We start from the raw sequence: 15,687 nt of genomic DNA on the forward strand, positions 1-15,687 counted from the left end.
AAAGTAGAACAAAACCAAAGAAGCCGCGCTATCCGGTAGCGGCCCCCTGCCATTCCTTCTGCATGTTTACCAACCTAGAGCACCTCGGCCTGGCCGTTAACGACCTCGAAGCGGCTACGGCCCTGTATACCACCCTACTTGGCCAGCCCCCCTACAAGCGCGAACATGTGGCTTCCGAAGCCGTAGACACGGTTTTTTTTCAGGTTGGCGGCTCCAAAATAGAACTGCTGGCCGGCACATCGCCCGATAGCGCCATCACCAAGTTTCTGGCGAAGAAACCCGAGGGTATTCACCACGTTGCTTTCGAGGTAACTGATATTCGCGCCGAAATGGAACGCCTGCGGGCAGCGGGCTTTACGCTACTCAATGAAGAGCCCAAGCGCGGGGCCGACAATAAGCTCGTGTGCTTTGTGCACCCCAAATCGGCTGCCGGCGTGCTGGTCGAGCTGTGCCAGTCGGTAGGAGATGCCCAGAGCGCAACAGAGTAGCTCCTATCTGGCCTCTTCGCCTTCCTCACATATTATTCTTCCGACTTATGTCCCCAAAATTCCTGCGTTCCGAGGCCGATGCGGCCGTAGATGCGCTGCTGATGCAACAGGTGATACTGTACCCCACCGATACCGTGTGGGGGCTGGGCTGTGATGCGGAACTGTCGCGAGCCGTAGAGCAGCTGTACAAGCTTAAAAACCGGCCGGCCGAGAAGGGCTGCATTGTACTGGTGGCCGATGAAACTATGTTTGCCCGCTACGCCTCTGTGGTGCCCACCAACCTGCCCGAGCTGCTGGCCACCCAAACTCGGCCCACCACCTACATCGTGCCCGGCAGCCGCCACCTGGCCCCCAACCTGCTGGCCCCCGACGGTACCATTGGTCTGCGCGTGGCACTCACCGACGAGTTCTGCCGGCTGGTGTTGCGGCGGCTGGGGCACGGGCTGGTATCCACCTCGGCTAATACCAGCGGGCAGCCCACCCCGGCTACGTTCGGCGAGGTGGATCCTGAGCTTGTGCGCAAAGCAGATTATGTAGTGAACTGGCGGCAGGATGACACCACCCGCGCTGCACCGTCGCGGGTGGTGCGGGTGCTGCCCGATGGCACACTGGAAACGATACGGGAATAAATTTTTTTAAAAAAGTAAGCTCGACAGGGGGTTACGTTTTGCAGGTAGTTGGTATGAAGCCCCAAATCATCTTACCACACTTCTATAAACTGACCATGAAATTCTCGTTCAAAAACCTGCTCGTATTGGCCGCTTTCGCTCCTTTCGCCCTTGCTTCGTGCTCGGAGAAGACCCAGGAAAACGCTGAGGCTACTGCCGAAAGCGCTGCTACCGATGCTGCCAACACCACCGATGCTGCCGGTAACGCCATCGAGAACACAGCCGACCAGGCTGCCGCTGAAATGGCTCCTGAGACTGGCGACACCGCTGTAGTAAAGGACGTACCCGCCGACAAACTGGTGGAAGAAGTTCCAGCTCAGTAAGCATACAGCCGGCAACGGCTCGCACAAATAAAAGCGCCTCCTGGATTTTCCAGAGGCGCTTTTTTTGTGTGGGTCGCTCATGATGACGTCAACTGGTCCGGTCCCGGATTCAGCCCATACTGGGGGGCTTGTTACCTTTGCGCCATGCAAACGCCGCAACTCCCCGACCTGCCCTTGTTCCAGACCATTGCCGCCGCCGCCGCTGCCCAGGGGGCGTCGGCCTACGTGATTGGTGGCTTTGTGCGCGACCTGGCTTTGAACCGACCCAGCAAAGACGTAGACGTGGTGTGCGTGGGCGACGGTATTGCGCTGGCCCAAGAGGTAAGCCGCCGCCTGCCCGGCCGTCCGCGCGTGACGGTGTTCAAGAACTTCGGCACCGCCATGCTGCCCACACCCGATATCGAAGTGGAGTTTGTGGGTGCCCGCCGCGAAAGCTACCGGGCCGAGAGTCGCAAGCCCGAGGTGGAGGCCGGCACGCTCGAAGAAGACCTAGCCCGTCGCGACTTCACCATCAATGCCCTGGGACTGAGCTTGAACGAGGCCGACTTTGGGGCGCTGGTAGACCGCTATGACGGTATAGGCGACTTGGCCCGCAAGCTCATCCGCACGCCGCTCGACCCCGATATTACGTTTTCGGACGACCCGTTGCGGATGCTGCGCGCCGTGCGCTTCGCCGCCCAGCTCAACTTCGATATCGAGCCCGATACGTTTGATGCGCTAGCCCGCAACAAGGAGCGGATTAAGATTGTGTCGCAGGAACGGATTACAACCGAAATCAACAAAATGCTGCTGGTGCCCAAGCCCAGCTACGGCTTCAAGTTGCTATTCAGCAGCGGGCTGTTGGCCCTCATCTTCCCGAAGATGGCCGGCCTGCACGGGGTAGAGAAAGTGGGCCAGCACGCCCACAAAGACAACTTCTACCACACGCTGCAGGTGCTCGACAACGTGGCCGCGGCCGGCGGCGGCCTGTGGCTGCGCTGGGCCGCCGTACTCCACGACATTGCCAAGCCCGCTACCAAGCGCTACGACAAGCGTGTGGGCTGGACGTTCCATGGCCACGAAGACAAGGGTGCGCGTTGGGTGCCGGGTATTTTCACTGATTTTAAGCTGCCGCTGGGCGAGGAGATGCGCCAGGTGCAGAAGCTGGTGAAGCTGCACCTGCGGCCCATTGCGCTGGTAAAAGAAGTGGTAACCGACTCGGCCGTGCGCCGCCTGCTGTTCGAGGCCGGCGACGACATTGACCGGCTGATGCTGCTGTGCCGCGCCGATATTACGAGCAAAGACCACAACCGCGTGGCCCGCTACCTGCGCAACTTCGATGTGGTGGAGCAGAAGCTGAAAGAAGTGGAGGAGAAGGACAGCCTGCGCAACTTCAAGCCCGTCATTACGGGCGAAATTATCATGGAAACCTTCGGCCTGAAGCCCAGCCGCGCCGTGGGCGAACTGAAGGAGGCCCTGCTGGAAGCCATTCTGGAGGGCCGGGTGCGCAACGAGTACGACGAAGCCTTTGCGCTGCTGCTGGAGTTGGGCCATCGGCAAGGTTTGGTGCCGGTAGCGGGGTAAGTTGTTTCGATACCGAACAGTTGCTGCATCGAGCTGACCTCAACCCGGGCGGCGACCCTGCCAACACCAGCCACCAGCGCGGGTTTTTATGAGTCGGCGACTCTGCGGCAATCAAGCATCAACCAAAAAGCGGCCGGCCCCAGAGTGGGGCCGGCCGCTTTTGCGTTTGCCGAGTAAGCGGCAGGCGGAAAAAGAAAGCCCCAACCCTCCTGTTGCAGCAGGGAAACAGGCTGGGGCTCTCCGGGTCGCATTTTTTTCACTCACATACGGACCCTTACTCAAGGTACCCTGGGGCACTACGCTGTAGCGGAATAAAAACCGGGCCAACAGCTAGCTGCCGGGGAATGCCTTTATGCCTAGTAGAACGGCTAAGAAGCCAGTGGGTTACAGCAGCAGAAGAATGATAGGGGCAAGCCGACTGTGGAGCCTGCCCCTACTGTGCGGAGCCGCGTGCCGGGCTGTTTAGTCGCGCACGGCCCGGATGCTGGAGGCCCCCACGGCGCTACGGCGCACATTGGTAGGCGAGCCGGTGTACTCGATTACGCTGGCTCCGGTGGCCTCGGCCTGCAGCTCGCCGGTTACATTCAGGCGTACTTTGCTGGCGCCCACCACATCAATGTTGGCATTGCGGGCCGTGAAGTTGGGGGCGGTTACCTCGCAGGCACCGGCTCCGTCAATCATCAGCTCGGTGGCCGAGCCGCGCAGTGCTGCCCGGCAGGCGCCGGCCAGGTCCAGGCTCAGTTGGCCAAATTGGCCGTCCAGGCTCAGCTGGCTGCCGCCGGCCTGCTCCACTTGCAGGTCGCCGGTGCCAAAGCCGCTTACCTGGGCGCGGGCCCCACCCACCAGCTCCAACTCGTTCAACTCAGGAAGCTCCACGGTTATCAGTACGCGGCTGGCTTCCGAAGAAAAATCGCCCATCCGGAACACGCTGCGGTTGCGGGGCTTGATAACCAACTCGCTGCCGTTGCGCTCTACCAGCAGCTGGCGCAGGGCCTCGTCGGAGCCGGCGGCTTTGACGGAGTAGCTGCTGCCGGGGCGCACTACCAGCCGGTAGGGTCCCGCCACCGATACATGGTCGAAGTCCGACTCGGTGTAGCTGCGCCGGCCGCTGCCGTAGCCGCTTTCGGAGGTGTCGAAGCGGTCTACGCCGCCAAAGTCGAGGTTGATGTTGGCATCGGCGCGACCTTCGTCGTAATCGGCGCTGGTTTCGTCGTCGGCAGTGTCCTCGTTGGTGCCACGCAGGTCGGCGTCGGTGCAGTTCAGGCATTCCAGTCGGCTGCCCTGCATGCGGTACACAAAGTTCTCCGGCTTGTAGGGTTGGCGGCCGGTCACATAGTCTTCCGGAGCAAGCCAGTTGGCAAAGTTCTCCGTCATGCGGAAGGTCCGGCCGCGGGGCATGAGCAGGCGCAGGTGCATCTGCTGGTCGCGTAGGCGGGCATTGGGCTGGTACGTGAAGTGGTCGTCTACGCTCAGGGTCGAGTCGTTGAGGACGCGCAGGTTGTGGGTAGTGGATGTGGCCGCCGTGCGGCGGGCCAGCGAATCGGACGAGCCTTTGGCGGAGATGATGCGCTCAAATCGGGGTGCCTGGGCGCTGTCAATACCAATCATGTCCAGGCCTACCCACTGGTCGTTATCGAGCTGGCGGCGCTCCAGTACTAGTCGGGCGCTGGTCAGGCCGTTGAGGGCCACCGTTTGCGTAACCTCCGACTCGCGCTGAAACTCACGGCTGGCCCGTACGCCCGCCATCGAGCTGCCCACGATGCCCAGCAGCCACAAACCCAGCAGCGTGAGGTTGGCCGCCCTCGACAGTACCGGCCGGCGCAGCAGCATGCTTATGCCGGTAAGCAGCAGTGCCAGCGCCGGAATGCCGACCAGCAGAAAGAACGACAGCACGGCCCAGACGGAAATATCGTTGAAGAGCAGGAAGGGCTGCAGCGGGCCCACATCCACCCAATCGGGTGCCGTCGTCATGCCCAGGCCAACTCCCAGGCCCAGAATAATGGGCAGCAGCAGGCTGAAACCGGTCAGGATGAGCAGGCCCCCTACGATGGCCCGGATGATGCCGCCAATACCGTTGAGCACCGGCCGGATGTTGCTGAACGAGTCTTCCAGAAACGTGCCTACGGGCCGGTTATTAGGCGTGCCGGTGTCAGAGCCAGCCGCATACGGATTATCGCGCAGGTTGCTGTCGAGGGCCGAGAGCGTAACGGCCGAGCCGCGCATGCGGAGCCGGTCGGAGGCCGTTTTGGCTTCGGGCAGTAGAATCCAGAGGGCAATGTAGAGCGGGAAAGCGAAGCCTCCGGCAATCAAACCCACCAGGAACAGAATCCGGATCAGCACCACATCGACCCGGAAATAAGCGGCCAGACCGGCCGATACGCCGCCCACTTTGCCGTTGTCGGTGTCGCGGTAGAGCTTTTTGAAGGTCGGGTCCTCGTCGGCCGGCGTGGCACCGTAGTGCTTTGGCAGGGCAATCCAGAGTACGATGTAGGCCAGCACCGCGAAACCACCCAGGCTGAACCCCTCGAAGCGGAACGACTCATCGTCGAAGTCGAACACGCCCCGGGAAATGGGCTTGATAAGCGCCAGGACCAGAAAACCCAGCCGGATCCAGAGTGGATTGACGGCGAAGTAGCGGGCAATACCAGCGGCCACACCCGCTACTTTGCGGTTGGCCATGTCGCGGTACAGGCGCTTGGTGCCCGTTTCGGTTTCATCGGTGGTGGGGGGCACATCGGTAGTGCTGCTGCCGCCGGTGTTGCCGGTGTAGGTGCCCTCAGCCGAGCCGTTGGCCACGGCCGAAGCCAACAGCTGCTCGTCTTCATCGGCCTCGTCGGCGGGCTGGAAGTCGCTCACGCGGCCCATCTTGGCGGTCATGCTTTCCACGTCTTCCAGGGTAATTACCTGCTTGAGTGGCGTGATGCGGGCGGCGAAAAGCTCGGCAATACGGCTCTCAATATCGGCCACGATTTCCTCGTGCCCACGGTAGCCGCTGAAGTGGGCCTTTACCTCGGTGAGGTAGCGGCTGAGCACTTCGTATCCGTCTTCCTCAATGTGGAAGATCATGCCCTGGAGGTTGATGCTGATGTTCTTTTTCATCGTAGTTGCTGCAACAAGTCAACAATAGGAGTAGGGAAGGGAAGCGGCGCTTAGAGCGCGGGCGCGGAGCCGGGATGCTGGCGGATGATGCGCACCGACTCCTGGACTTCTTCCCAGGTCAGGCGCAGTTGGTGCAGAAAGTCCTGCCCGACCTCGGTGAGCGTGTAATACTTGCGAGGCGGGCCACTCATGGATTCTTTCCAGGTGTAGTCCAGCAAGCCTGCGTTTTTGAGGCGCGTGAGCAGTGGGTAGAGCGTTCCTTCTACTACCAGCATGCGGGCCGCCGTCAGCTCCTCGAGCATATCGGAGGCATATACTTCGCCGCGGGCAATGATTTCAAGGATGCAGAACTCCAGAATGCCCTTCCGCATCTGCACTTGGGTGTTCTCGACTTTCATAAGTGAAGACAGATTGGGGGTGAAGAATGAGTCAAAGGTAGCAAAAGGTACTATGTAACACAAGGTACTGTTGAAATATATTTTTTGTTGCCTGATTTTAGGGCTTCCAGCGCATTTTCAATTGTAGGGCTAAGTGGCAGGAGCGTATCTTTGGGCCTGCTTTTTAGCTTTTTAGCAGGCAAGGCAATCCGCGACGCACTATTACTAAGTATCTTGCGTTGCTGCCGAACAGTGTTTTTCTTCCTTTATCGGACTCGAATCTGGCCTACTTTTCTATGCTCCACTTTTCCTTTCACAAAGCCCTGTTGCTGGGGGCCGGCCTAACCGTGGCAGTACTGTCGCCGGCGCTGGCCCAAACCAAAACGCCCAAATACAGCAACGAATTTCTGAACGTGGGCGTGGGTGGCCGGGCGCTGGGCATGGGTAAAGTACAGGTCAGCTTGGCCGACGATGCCACCGCCGGCTACTGGAATCCGGCCGGCCTGGTGAGCCAGAAAACCAAGTACGACGGGGTGCTGATGCACTCCGAGCTGTTTTCGGGCATCGTGAAGAACGACTATGCCGGCTTCGGCATGAAGCTCGACGACAAAAGCGCCCTGGGCGTGAGCCTGATCCGGCTGGGCGTTGATGACATTGCCGACACCCGCAACCTGGTGAACGAGTACGGCTACATCGACTACAATAACATCCGCTACTTCTCGGTGGCCGATTACGCACTGCTGCTCTCCTACGCCCGCCAGATAAGCTCTATTGAGGGCCTGCAAGTGGGCGCCAACGCCAAGGTCATCTACCGCAACATTGGCTCGTTTGCCGATGCCATTGGCTTTGGCATTGATGCCGGCGTGCAGTATCGGCGCAACGGCTGGCAGCTGGGCCTGATGGCCCGCGACATCACCACCACCTACAACGCCTGGACCATTCACCGCGACCAGTTCGAGGGCCCAGCCAACGCCCTTGACCAGATTCCGGAAAACAGCACCGAAATCACGCTGCCGCTGTTCGTGTTCGGCGGCAGCCGGCGCTTCGAGTTGCCCGGCGAGTTTACCGCCTTGGCTGCCCTCGACATGGAGTTGAGTACCGATGGCCAGCGCAACACGCTGGTATCGAGCAAGGCCATAAACCTCGACCCGCGCGCCGGCCTGGAGTTGGGCTACAAAAACCTGGTGTACCTGCGCGGTGGCGTGGGCAACGCCCAGCAGGTGCAGTCCTTCACGGGTTCCGAGACCTGGAAAGTGCAACCCAGCCTAGGCCTGGGCGTAGCCCTGAGCGGCCTGCGCCTCGATATGGCTTTAACCCGGCTGGCCGTGGAAAAGCTGGGCCAACGCTCACAGCCCACTTCCATTATTGTGTCGTTGGGCTACGGAATAAAGTGAGCTGATAGCTGAGAGCTATTAGCGGTTAGCTTTTCGTGCTGACGGATAATGGTTTTCAGTTGGAACAGTACGGTTATGAGCCGGTCAGCTCGATGTTCCTGGCCCATTTTTTGGAACGAAGACTAACCGCTATCAGCTAAAAGCATACAGCTTAAAAAATATGAAACACCACTACCTGAAAACCGCGTGGCTGGTACTACTGCTGAGCCTGCTGGGCACCGCCGCCTCAGCTCAGTCGGGCCCCTACGGCAACGAGTGGCTGGTACCCGGTCAGCCGTACTATAAAATTAAGGTCGCGAAGGACGGTATCTACCGGCTCGACTACGCTTACCTGCAGCGCGCCGGCATTACCACTGCCGACCCGCGGCGGCTGCAGCTGTGGCGGCGGGGCAAGGAGGTAGCCGTGCATGTTGGCGGCAACGCCACCGCCCTGGATGCCAGCTCGTTCGTCGAGTTTTTTGGCCAGCGCAACGACGGCCAGCTCGACCGGGGGATGCATAAAAACTCCGCCGACCAGCTCAACCCGCTTTATAGCTTGTTTACCGACACGGCCGCGTATTTCCTGACCGTGTCGCCCGCTGCACTGGGCAAGCGGATGGCGCAATCCCAGGTGGCGGCAGCTACGCTCCACCCCAACTGGCTGGGCCAACGCACCCAGCTCCGCACCGAGAATTACGCCGATATCAGCGAGGAAAAGCAGATATATATGCCTTGGATGGAAGCCGGTGAAGGCTTCACGTCGGGGCCGATTGGCTTCCGCAACACAACAGAGGTAGGTGCCGCCTACAACACCTTTACACTTGACTCGCTAAGCACCGTTGCGGGTGCACCTGTTGTAGAGGTACTGGTATCTGGCTTCCGGCAGATAACCCGCACCGTCATCGTGTCGTTGGTATCGGGGGGGAACCCCCGCGAAATCGGCCGCTTCGACTTGGCGGGCTTCAACAAAAAACTGTTCCGGGCCACGCTGCAGCCCACTGATGTTGATGCTGACGGCAAGCTGCGCATCAGGGTGGTGGCTCCCCAGGTGCCAGGCTTCACCAAGGACAACTTCGTAACTGTTGGCTACGCTCGCCTGACGTATCCGCAGGCTCCCCGCTGGGTAGCAGGCCAGGCGGGCGTAACCTTCCGCTCTGACTCGACGCTGGCCGGGCCGGCCGCTTACTCCGTTGCGGCTCTGCCCGCTACCGTGCTGGGCTATGATGTGACAGACCCCTACAACGTGACGCGCGTGCTGCCCCAGCCGGCAGGCGCTGCCAGCCAGGTGGTATTTGCAACGGCCGGAGGGAATAGCCGGGAGCTTCGGCTGCACGATCTGGCCCGGGCGCTGGTGCCGCCGCTACCGGCCCAGCCAGTGCGCTTCCGGGCGCTGCCGGCTACGGCCAACTTTTTAATAGTAAGCGCCCGCGGACTGATGCGGCCCAGCACCGATGGAGCCACCGCTAATGCGGCGCATAGCTACGCCAGCTACCGGGCTTCGGCAACGGGCGGCGGCTACGATACGCTGGTGGTAAGTACCGAGCAGCTCTATGACCAGTTCCACTACGGCGAGAAATCGGCGCTGGCTATCCGGCAGTTTGCGCAGTGGGCGCAGGCTACCGGCGGGGCTCGCGCCCGCTACCTCCTGTTGCTGGGCAAAGGCTACGAAACGGGGCAGAAGATAGCCAACAATGTATACCACCGGCAGACGTCGCCTACCCGCTACGGCTTCAGCTCCGACTATGTGCCTACCAGCTCACGGGGCGCCTCTGACATCTTTTTCACTGCCGACTGGCAGAAGGACGACTACATTCCCAAAATCGCTACTGGCCGGGTTTCGGCCCAGAACCCCGACCAGATTATGAGCTACCTGCGTAAGCTGCAGGAGCACGAGGGGCTGGGACTGGAACCCTGGCGGCGCAATGTGCTATTGCTGGCCGGTGGACAGACGGTATCCGAGCAGGAAGAATTCCGGGACTACCTGCAACAGTATGGGCAGATTATGCAGAAGCCCTTTTTTGGCGGCCGTATCGTGCGCTTTGATGACCGCGTTGGGCGGGTGAGCAGCGAAACGGTAACTGTTGATATTGCGCCGCAGGTAAACGCCGGACTGTCGGTTATCAGCTACTTCGGCCACGGCGGAGTCCGCGACATCGACCTGACTCCGACCAACATTCTGGCCCCAGCCAGCGGCTACGCCAATAAGGGGCGTTACCCGGTAATGTTCATCAGTGGCTGCTCGGCCGGCAACGCCTTTCAGCCCTTCGGCTCTATGGGTGAGGATTGGCTGCTGACTGCTGATAAAGGGTGCATCGGCTTTCTGGCTTCTTCCTGGCTCGATGTGGCACCCAATATTCATCTGGTGGATGAACTGACGTATAAGCTGCTGTTCAATGACCCGCAGTGGTATGGTAAGCCTGTAGTTGAGGTGCATGCCGAAGCCTTGCGCCGTCTGCAAACCAGACTCCTGACGGGCGCTAACAACCTTTATTCCATCCCAACGCTGATGAGCACCATCTGGCAGGGCGACCCGGCCCTGCGGTTGTTCTCGCCCGAACGCCCCGATTTCCAGACTTCCGACAGCCGCCTGCAACTGGCCGCCGCCGTGGTACCAGCTACGCCGGGCGCCTCATTCCAGTTGAAACTGGGCGTAAGCAACCCCGGCAAAATCACCACCGGCCCACTCCCGATTCGGGTAACGCGCACTGTGGGCAGTACCACAAGCACCTTCGATTTTGTGGTGCCCCAGCCCCGTCAGGATACCACCTACACGCTGGCGCTGGTCAACCCCATCACCGGCAGTGTGGCCGGCCAGAATACGTTTCAGGTGGATATCGACCCTGATAACACTATTCCCGAACTCGATGAAACGAACAATCGAGCCACGCTCAACTATACTTTCCTGACGGGTGGGGTAACTACGCTCAGCCCGCCCGAGTTTGCCATTGTGGGCTCGAACGAGGTACGGCTGGTAGCCCAGAGCAACGTGCCCACCACCGTCAGCCGCGAGTACGATTTTGAGTTGGATACTACCCAGACTTTTGCCCGCCCGCTGCGGCAGGCCAAGCTGACGGCCATAATGGTGCCCGAATGGGCGCCTGCACTGCCTGTATTGCCCGGCCAGCCCGACAGCATAGTGTGGTACTGGCGCGTGCGCCTGCACGCGCCGCAGGGCGACGAAAGCTCCGACTGGGCCGTCAGCTCGTTCCGGGTATTAAAGGGCCGCACCCAGGGCGGCTGGTCGCAGAGCCACCCCGGCCAATTCCGCCGCGACGAGCGGAGCGGGGTAGAGGTAGCCGTGCCCGGTGGGCAATGGAGCTTCAACGAAAATACAAAGCAGGCGACCATAACGTCAACCCGTATCGGTCCGGCCCAGCAGTGGGAGACGCTCTTCCACACTATCCGCACCACTCCAGGTACCGACTATACGCTTCAACTGTTGGGTATCGACAGCCTGGGTGCTACCACGGTCCTTAATCCCAATATCACGAACCGGGCGTTGGCTCTGGGCGGGGTATCGGCTAAAGAGTACCGGTATCTGCAGCTGCAGGCTACTTTCAGCACCGACAATCCCGGCGACGCGACTCCGCAGCTGGAGCAGTGGCTGGTAACCTACCAGGGCGTACCCGAAGGGGTAGTGCGCCCCAGCACCACGCCGCTTACGGCCGCGCAACTAACGGAGCAGGCCCAGAAAACGGGCGCGGTTACGGTGCCGGTAGCCTTCCAGAACGTATCAGATTTTGATTTCAAGGCGCCGCTCGTGGGCTACATCGTGTTGCGGTCGGGCACGGCTGGTGTTCCGCGCGAGCGGTACTACCCGCTCAGCGGCCCGGCCCTGCGGGCCCATACGCAGCAGACCTACAACGTTACGCTCGATGCCCGCGGCCTCTACGGGCCCCTGTCGGGACAGGTAGTGCTTAACCCGCGACGCCAGCCCGAGCAGGATTACTTCAACAACGAACTGTCCATAGTGCCCTTCGAGGTAACCAACAACGACACCCCGCCGGTGCTCGATGTGGCTTTCGACGGCCGCCACCTGCTCAACGGCGAAATCGTGTCGTCGCGGCCCAGTATCAGCATTCAGCTGCGCGATTTGGATAAGCTGCGCCCGGTTACCAGCCGCGGAAACTTCCTGCTGGTGCTCACCCGCCCCGGTGGGGCCGGCCAGGCCATCGACCTGAATGGAGCCAGCATCACGTCTTTCCAGGCCGATTCGGCCCAGGGCCTGGCCCGCATGGTGTTCGAGCCGGGCAAGAGCCAGCCCCTCACCGATGGCATGTATACGTTGGAGGTACAGGGCAAAGACGGTAGCGGCAATGCGGCCGGTACCGAGCCTTACCGCATCACGTTCGAAGTCGTTTCCAGTGCCGGTATCACCAACGTATTCCCGTATCCGAACCCGGTAACCAGCAAAACCCGCTTCGTTTTCACGTTAACCGGAGCTGCGCCGCCGCGCAACATGAAAATCCAGATCGTGAGCCTGACAGGCCGCGTAGTAAAGGAGATTATGATGGCAGACATGGGCCCCTTGCGCATCGGTAACAACATCACCGAGCAGTACTGGGACGGCACCGACACCTACGGCGACCGGCTGGCCAACGGCACCTACCTCTACCGCGTGGTGCTCGATGACCCCACCGGCGAATTCAAGCAGCGCGCCACCGCCGCCGACAAAGCCTTCAAAAAAGATTGGGGCAAACTGGTGTTGCTCCGGTGAGCAGGTAAAAACCCGTCATCCTGAGCAAAGCGAAGGACCTTATCACGCAAGAACGACCGTAACACCGATTCGTTCTTGCGTGATAAGGTCCTTCGCTTTGCTCAGGATGACGGCTTTCTTTATGTCAAGTCCTGTTTGCTTTTTACCGCCGCCGCAGCGTCACGAAGCTGAAGGCATAGTCGTGGGTGGCGTCGGGCTCGTGCCGCTCACGGGTTTCCTCGCGCCACTCGCCGGGGTGCAGTTCGGGGAAGGTTATGTCGCCCTCAAAGGCATGGTGTACTTCGGTCAGGTACACGGTGTCGGCGGCGGGCAGGGCCTGCTGGTAGATTTCGCCGCCCCCGATAACGAAGATGTCTTCATCGGTGGTGCGGGCCATTTCCAGGGCCTGCAGTACCGAGGCGGCCGTTTCGCAGCCCTCTGCCTGCCAACCAGCCTGGCGGGTAACCACGATATTACGCCGCTTGGGTAGAGCCCGGCCGATGCTGTCGTAGGTGCGCCGGCCCATGATGATGGGGTGGCCCAGTGTGAGTTGCTTGAAATGCTTTAAATCGAGCGGCAGGTGCCAGAGCAGGCGGTTTTCGCCCCCGATAACGCCGTTATCAGCCACGGCTACAACGAGTGCGGTCATAGAGTAGAATGGTGAAAAAATGAACGAATGAGTTGCCGGTCAAAAGGAAATAAAAGAACGTCATGCTGAGCAGAGTCGAAGCATGACGTGCCCCTTCTGGCAACTAACAGCCGACTTAGCCAAGCAGCTTCACATCGAAGCCGCGCAGAAAGTCTTGGATGGACATGCGCTTTTTGCCTTCCAGCTGTACATCAAGCAGGTCGAGCAGACCGTCGGCTGTTTGCAGGCGCAGGTAGTTGCGGCCGTCGGTGTACCAGTGGCCGGCGCCGCCCATGTCGGGGCCGCTGGCTTCCTCGTCGCTGAATGGCTGGGCTTTGAATACTTTGAGCGTGCGGCCGTCGGGCAGCTGGATAAAAGCGGTGGGGATGGGAGCGAGGCCGCGCACCAAGTTGGCCAGCGCCGGCGCCGACTGTTGCATGGGGTCGAGGCGGCCGGTTTCTTTGGTGAGCTTGGGTGCGGGCCGGAGCTCCGGCAGCTCGGGCTGCGGAATGCTGGGCGCTTCGCCGGCAGCAATGGCCTGCACCGAACGGAGCGCCAGTTTCGCCCCGGCCGCCTTCAGCTTTTCGTAGAGCGAGCCGAAGTCGTCTTCCGGCGCAATGTCCACGGCATCCTGGTAAATAAGGTTACCGGTGTCGATTTCATGGCGCAGGAAAAAGCTGGTCACGCCCGTTTGCGTATCGCCGTGGATGAGGGCCCAGTTGATGGGCGCCGCGCCCCGGTATTGGGGCAGCAGCGAGGCGTGCACGTTGATAGAGCCGAGCGGCGGCATGTTCCAAACGGCCTCGGGCAGCATCCGGAAAGCCACCACTACCTGCAAATTGACCCCGTAGCCCTTCAGCTCGGCCTGAAATTCGGGGGCCTTGAGGTTGGTGGGCTGGAGCACCGGCAGGCCGTGGGCCTCGGCCGCCGCCTTCACGGCCGAGCCCTGCAGCTGTCGTCCGCGTCCGGCGGGCTTGTCGGGCGCCGTTACCACGGCCACCACCCGGCAGCCGTCCCAGCCCAGCAGGGCTTCGAGCGTGGGCACCGCAAATTCGGGCGTGCCCATGAAGATGATGTTTAGCATGGTAGTTCGGGAGTTTTTAGCTCGCAGAGGACGCAGTGTTTTCGCAGAAGGCGCAGTGCAGTTCAATAGAACGACACTGCGCCTTCTGCGAAAACACTGCGTCCTCTGCGGGAAATGATGACAGAACTACTCAAAATCCGGATACAGCAGATACTTCTGGCGCATCACCTTATAGGCGCCCAGTTTCGGCTCCCAGGATGCCCGGATTTCGGCTTCCGACTTACCAGCAATAATTTGCTGGCGCGTGTCGGCCGTACCCATCAGCCGCTCGAAGCCCGAGGTGAAGAACTTGTCTTTGGCTGTGCTCTGCTTGTAGTAGTCAATCAGATACGACAGCGTGAAACCGACCTCGCCGACGCCTTTCAACTCCTGGCCGTAGCAGCGCTTGCCGTTCTGGGGCGGGGCCGTGGAGCCGGGATTGGGCGTGGGCACAAAGCTAAACGGACGACTAGAGGGTTGCGTAGGCGCCCCGATTACCTCAAACGGCCGGTCGGTACCGCGGCCCACACTCACGTCGGTGCCCTCGAACAGGCAAAGGCTGGGATACAAATTCACTGAATGGGCCGTGGGCAGGTTGGGGGAGGGGCGCACCGGCAGCTCGTAGCGCGTGGCGTGGGTGTAGCCGGCTACCGGAATAACCGTCAGGCGGCATTGTTTGCCACCGGCCAGCCATTTTTCGCCGTTTATCATCTGGGCCAGCTCGCCCACCGTGAGGCCGTGCACCACCGGAATGGGGTGCATGCCCACGAAGGTTTTGTACTTGGGCTCCAGCACCGGCCCGTCCACGTACCAGCCGTTGGGGTTGGGCCTGTCAAGGATGATGACCTCCTTGTTCTGCTCGGCGGCGGCCTCCATTACGTAGTGCATCGTGCTGATGAAGGTGTAGAAGCGTGCGCCCACGTCCTGAATATCGAACACCAGCACGTCGATGTCGCGCAGCATCTCGGGGGTGGGCTTTTTGGTGGCGCCGTACAAGCTCAGGGCCGGCAGGCCACTACGGGCGTCTTTACCATCTTTAATAGTAGCCCCATCGGCTGCCTCGCCCCGGAAACCGTGCTCGGGGCCGAAAATCACCTTCACGTTCACGCCCCGGCTCAGCAGCGTATCCACCAGAAACGCTTGGCCCACGCGGGCGGTCTGGTTTACGACCAAGCCTACTCGTTTGCCCTGCAGCAGCGGCAGGTATTTGTCGAACTGCGCGGCGGCTACCTGCAGCGGCGCGGCAGCCGGTTGTTCCAGCACTACCTGGGGCGGCGCGGCCACCGTTTGGGCGGCCGACGCAGGGGGCAAAGCGGCTGTAGGCGAACCTGTCTGGGCCGGGCGGGTACAGTCGGTGAGCAGGAGCGCGAGGCTGAGCAGACTCTGGGGCAGGAAAGAAGGCATGGGCA

Annotated in this window: 11 protein-coding genes; 6 read left to right on the forward strand and 5 right to left on the reverse strand. The window is 60.9% G+C overall.

The window, feature by feature from the left end; all coding sequences use genetic code 11:
* Nucleotides 1-62 precede the first annotated feature (62 nt).
* The 4 genes from mce to J7E24_RS03435 all read left to right on the forward strand — a co-directional run bounded on the left by mce (nt 63) and on the right by J7E24_RS03435 (nt 3,042).
* Nucleotides 63-488 carry a methylmalonyl-CoA epimerase gene (gene mce / locus J7E24_RS03420; protein WP_215135141.1) on the forward strand — a complete coding sequence of 142 codons (426 nt, stop codon included), beginning with the start codon at nt 63-65 and terminating at the stop codon, nt 486-488.
* Between the two features lie 47 nt (nt 489-535).
* Nucleotides 536-1,117, forward strand: a complete 582-nt coding sequence (locus J7E24_RS03425) for an L-threonylcarbamoyladenylate synthase (protein ID WP_215135143.1) — start codon at nt 536-538, stop codon at nt 1,115-1,117.
* Nucleotides 1,118-1,212: 95 nt separating this feature from the next.
* Nucleotides 1,213-1,479, forward strand: a complete 267-nt coding sequence (locus J7E24_RS03430) for a hypothetical protein (protein ID WP_215135144.1) — start codon at nt 1,213-1,215, stop codon at nt 1,477-1,479.
* Between the two features lie 144 nt (nt 1,480-1,623).
* Nucleotides 1,624-3,042: a CCA tRNA nucleotidyltransferase gene (locus J7E24_RS03435; protein WP_215135146.1), complete on the forward strand. Its 1,419-nt coding sequence runs from the start codon at nt 1,624-1,626 to the stop codon at nt 3,040-3,042.
* 462 nt (nt 3,043-3,504) lie between these two features.
* On the opposite strand, the gene J7E24_RS03440 is transcribed toward J7E24_RS03435, so the two are convergent.
* Both J7E24_RS03440 and J7E24_RS03445 read right to left on the reverse strand, forming a co-directional pair.
* Nucleotides 3,505-6,141 (reverse strand): PspC domain-containing protein, encoded by a 2,637-nt coding sequence (locus tag J7E24_RS03440; RefSeq protein ID WP_215135148.1) that lies wholly within the window; start codon nt 6,139-6,141, stop codon nt 3,505-3,507.
* 50 nt (nt 6,142-6,191) lie between these two features.
* Nucleotides 6,192-6,539, reverse strand: coding sequence for a PadR family transcriptional regulator (locus tag J7E24_RS03445; protein WP_215135150.1), 348 nt, complete (start codon nt 6,537-6,539; stop codon nt 6,192-6,194).
* A 275-nt stretch (nt 6,540-6,814) separates the two neighbouring features.
* On the opposite strand from J7E24_RS03445, the gene J7E24_RS03450 reads away from it, so the two are divergent.
* Nucleotides 6,815-7,912, forward strand: a complete 1,098-nt coding sequence (locus tag J7E24_RS03450) for a PorV/PorQ family protein (RefSeq protein ID WP_215135152.1) — start codon at nt 6,815-6,817, stop codon at nt 7,910-7,912.
* A gap of 160 nt (nt 7,913-8,072) precedes the next feature.
* Nucleotides 8,073-12,608, forward strand: a complete 4,536-nt coding sequence (locus J7E24_RS03455; protein WP_215135154.1) for a C25 family cysteine peptidase — start codon at nt 8,073-8,075, stop codon at nt 12,606-12,608.
* A 142-nt stretch (nt 12,609-12,750) separates the two neighbouring features.
* Here J7E24_RS03455 and J7E24_RS03460 read toward each other — a convergent pair whose 3' ends face one another.
* The 3 genes from J7E24_RS03460 to J7E24_RS03470 form a co-directional block, all read right to left on the reverse strand.
* Nucleotides 12,751-13,236, reverse strand: a complete 486-nt coding sequence (locus J7E24_RS03460; RefSeq protein WP_215135156.1) for a dihydrofolate reductase — start codon at nt 13,234-13,236, stop codon at nt 12,751-12,753.
* Between the two features lie 115 nt (nt 13,237-13,351).
* Nucleotides 13,352-14,299 carry a methionyl-tRNA formyltransferase gene (fmt, locus tag J7E24_RS03465; protein WP_215135157.1) on the reverse strand — a complete coding sequence of 316 codons (948 nt, stop codon included), beginning with the start codon at nt 14,297-14,299 and terminating at the stop codon, nt 13,352-13,354.
* A gap of 126 nt (nt 14,300-14,425) precedes the next feature.
* Nucleotides 14,426-15,682, reverse strand: a complete 1,257-nt coding sequence (locus tag J7E24_RS03470) for an exo-beta-N-acetylmuramidase NamZ domain-containing protein (RefSeq protein ID WP_215135159.1) — start codon at nt 15,680-15,682, stop codon at nt 14,426-14,428.
* Nucleotides 15,683-15,687 lie beyond the last annotated feature (5 nt).

This window comes from Hymenobacter sp. ISL-91, assembly GCF_018613725.1.
In the GTDB taxonomy this organism is placed as follows: Bacteria; Bacteroidota; Bacteroidia; order Cytophagales; family Hymenobacteraceae; genus Hymenobacter.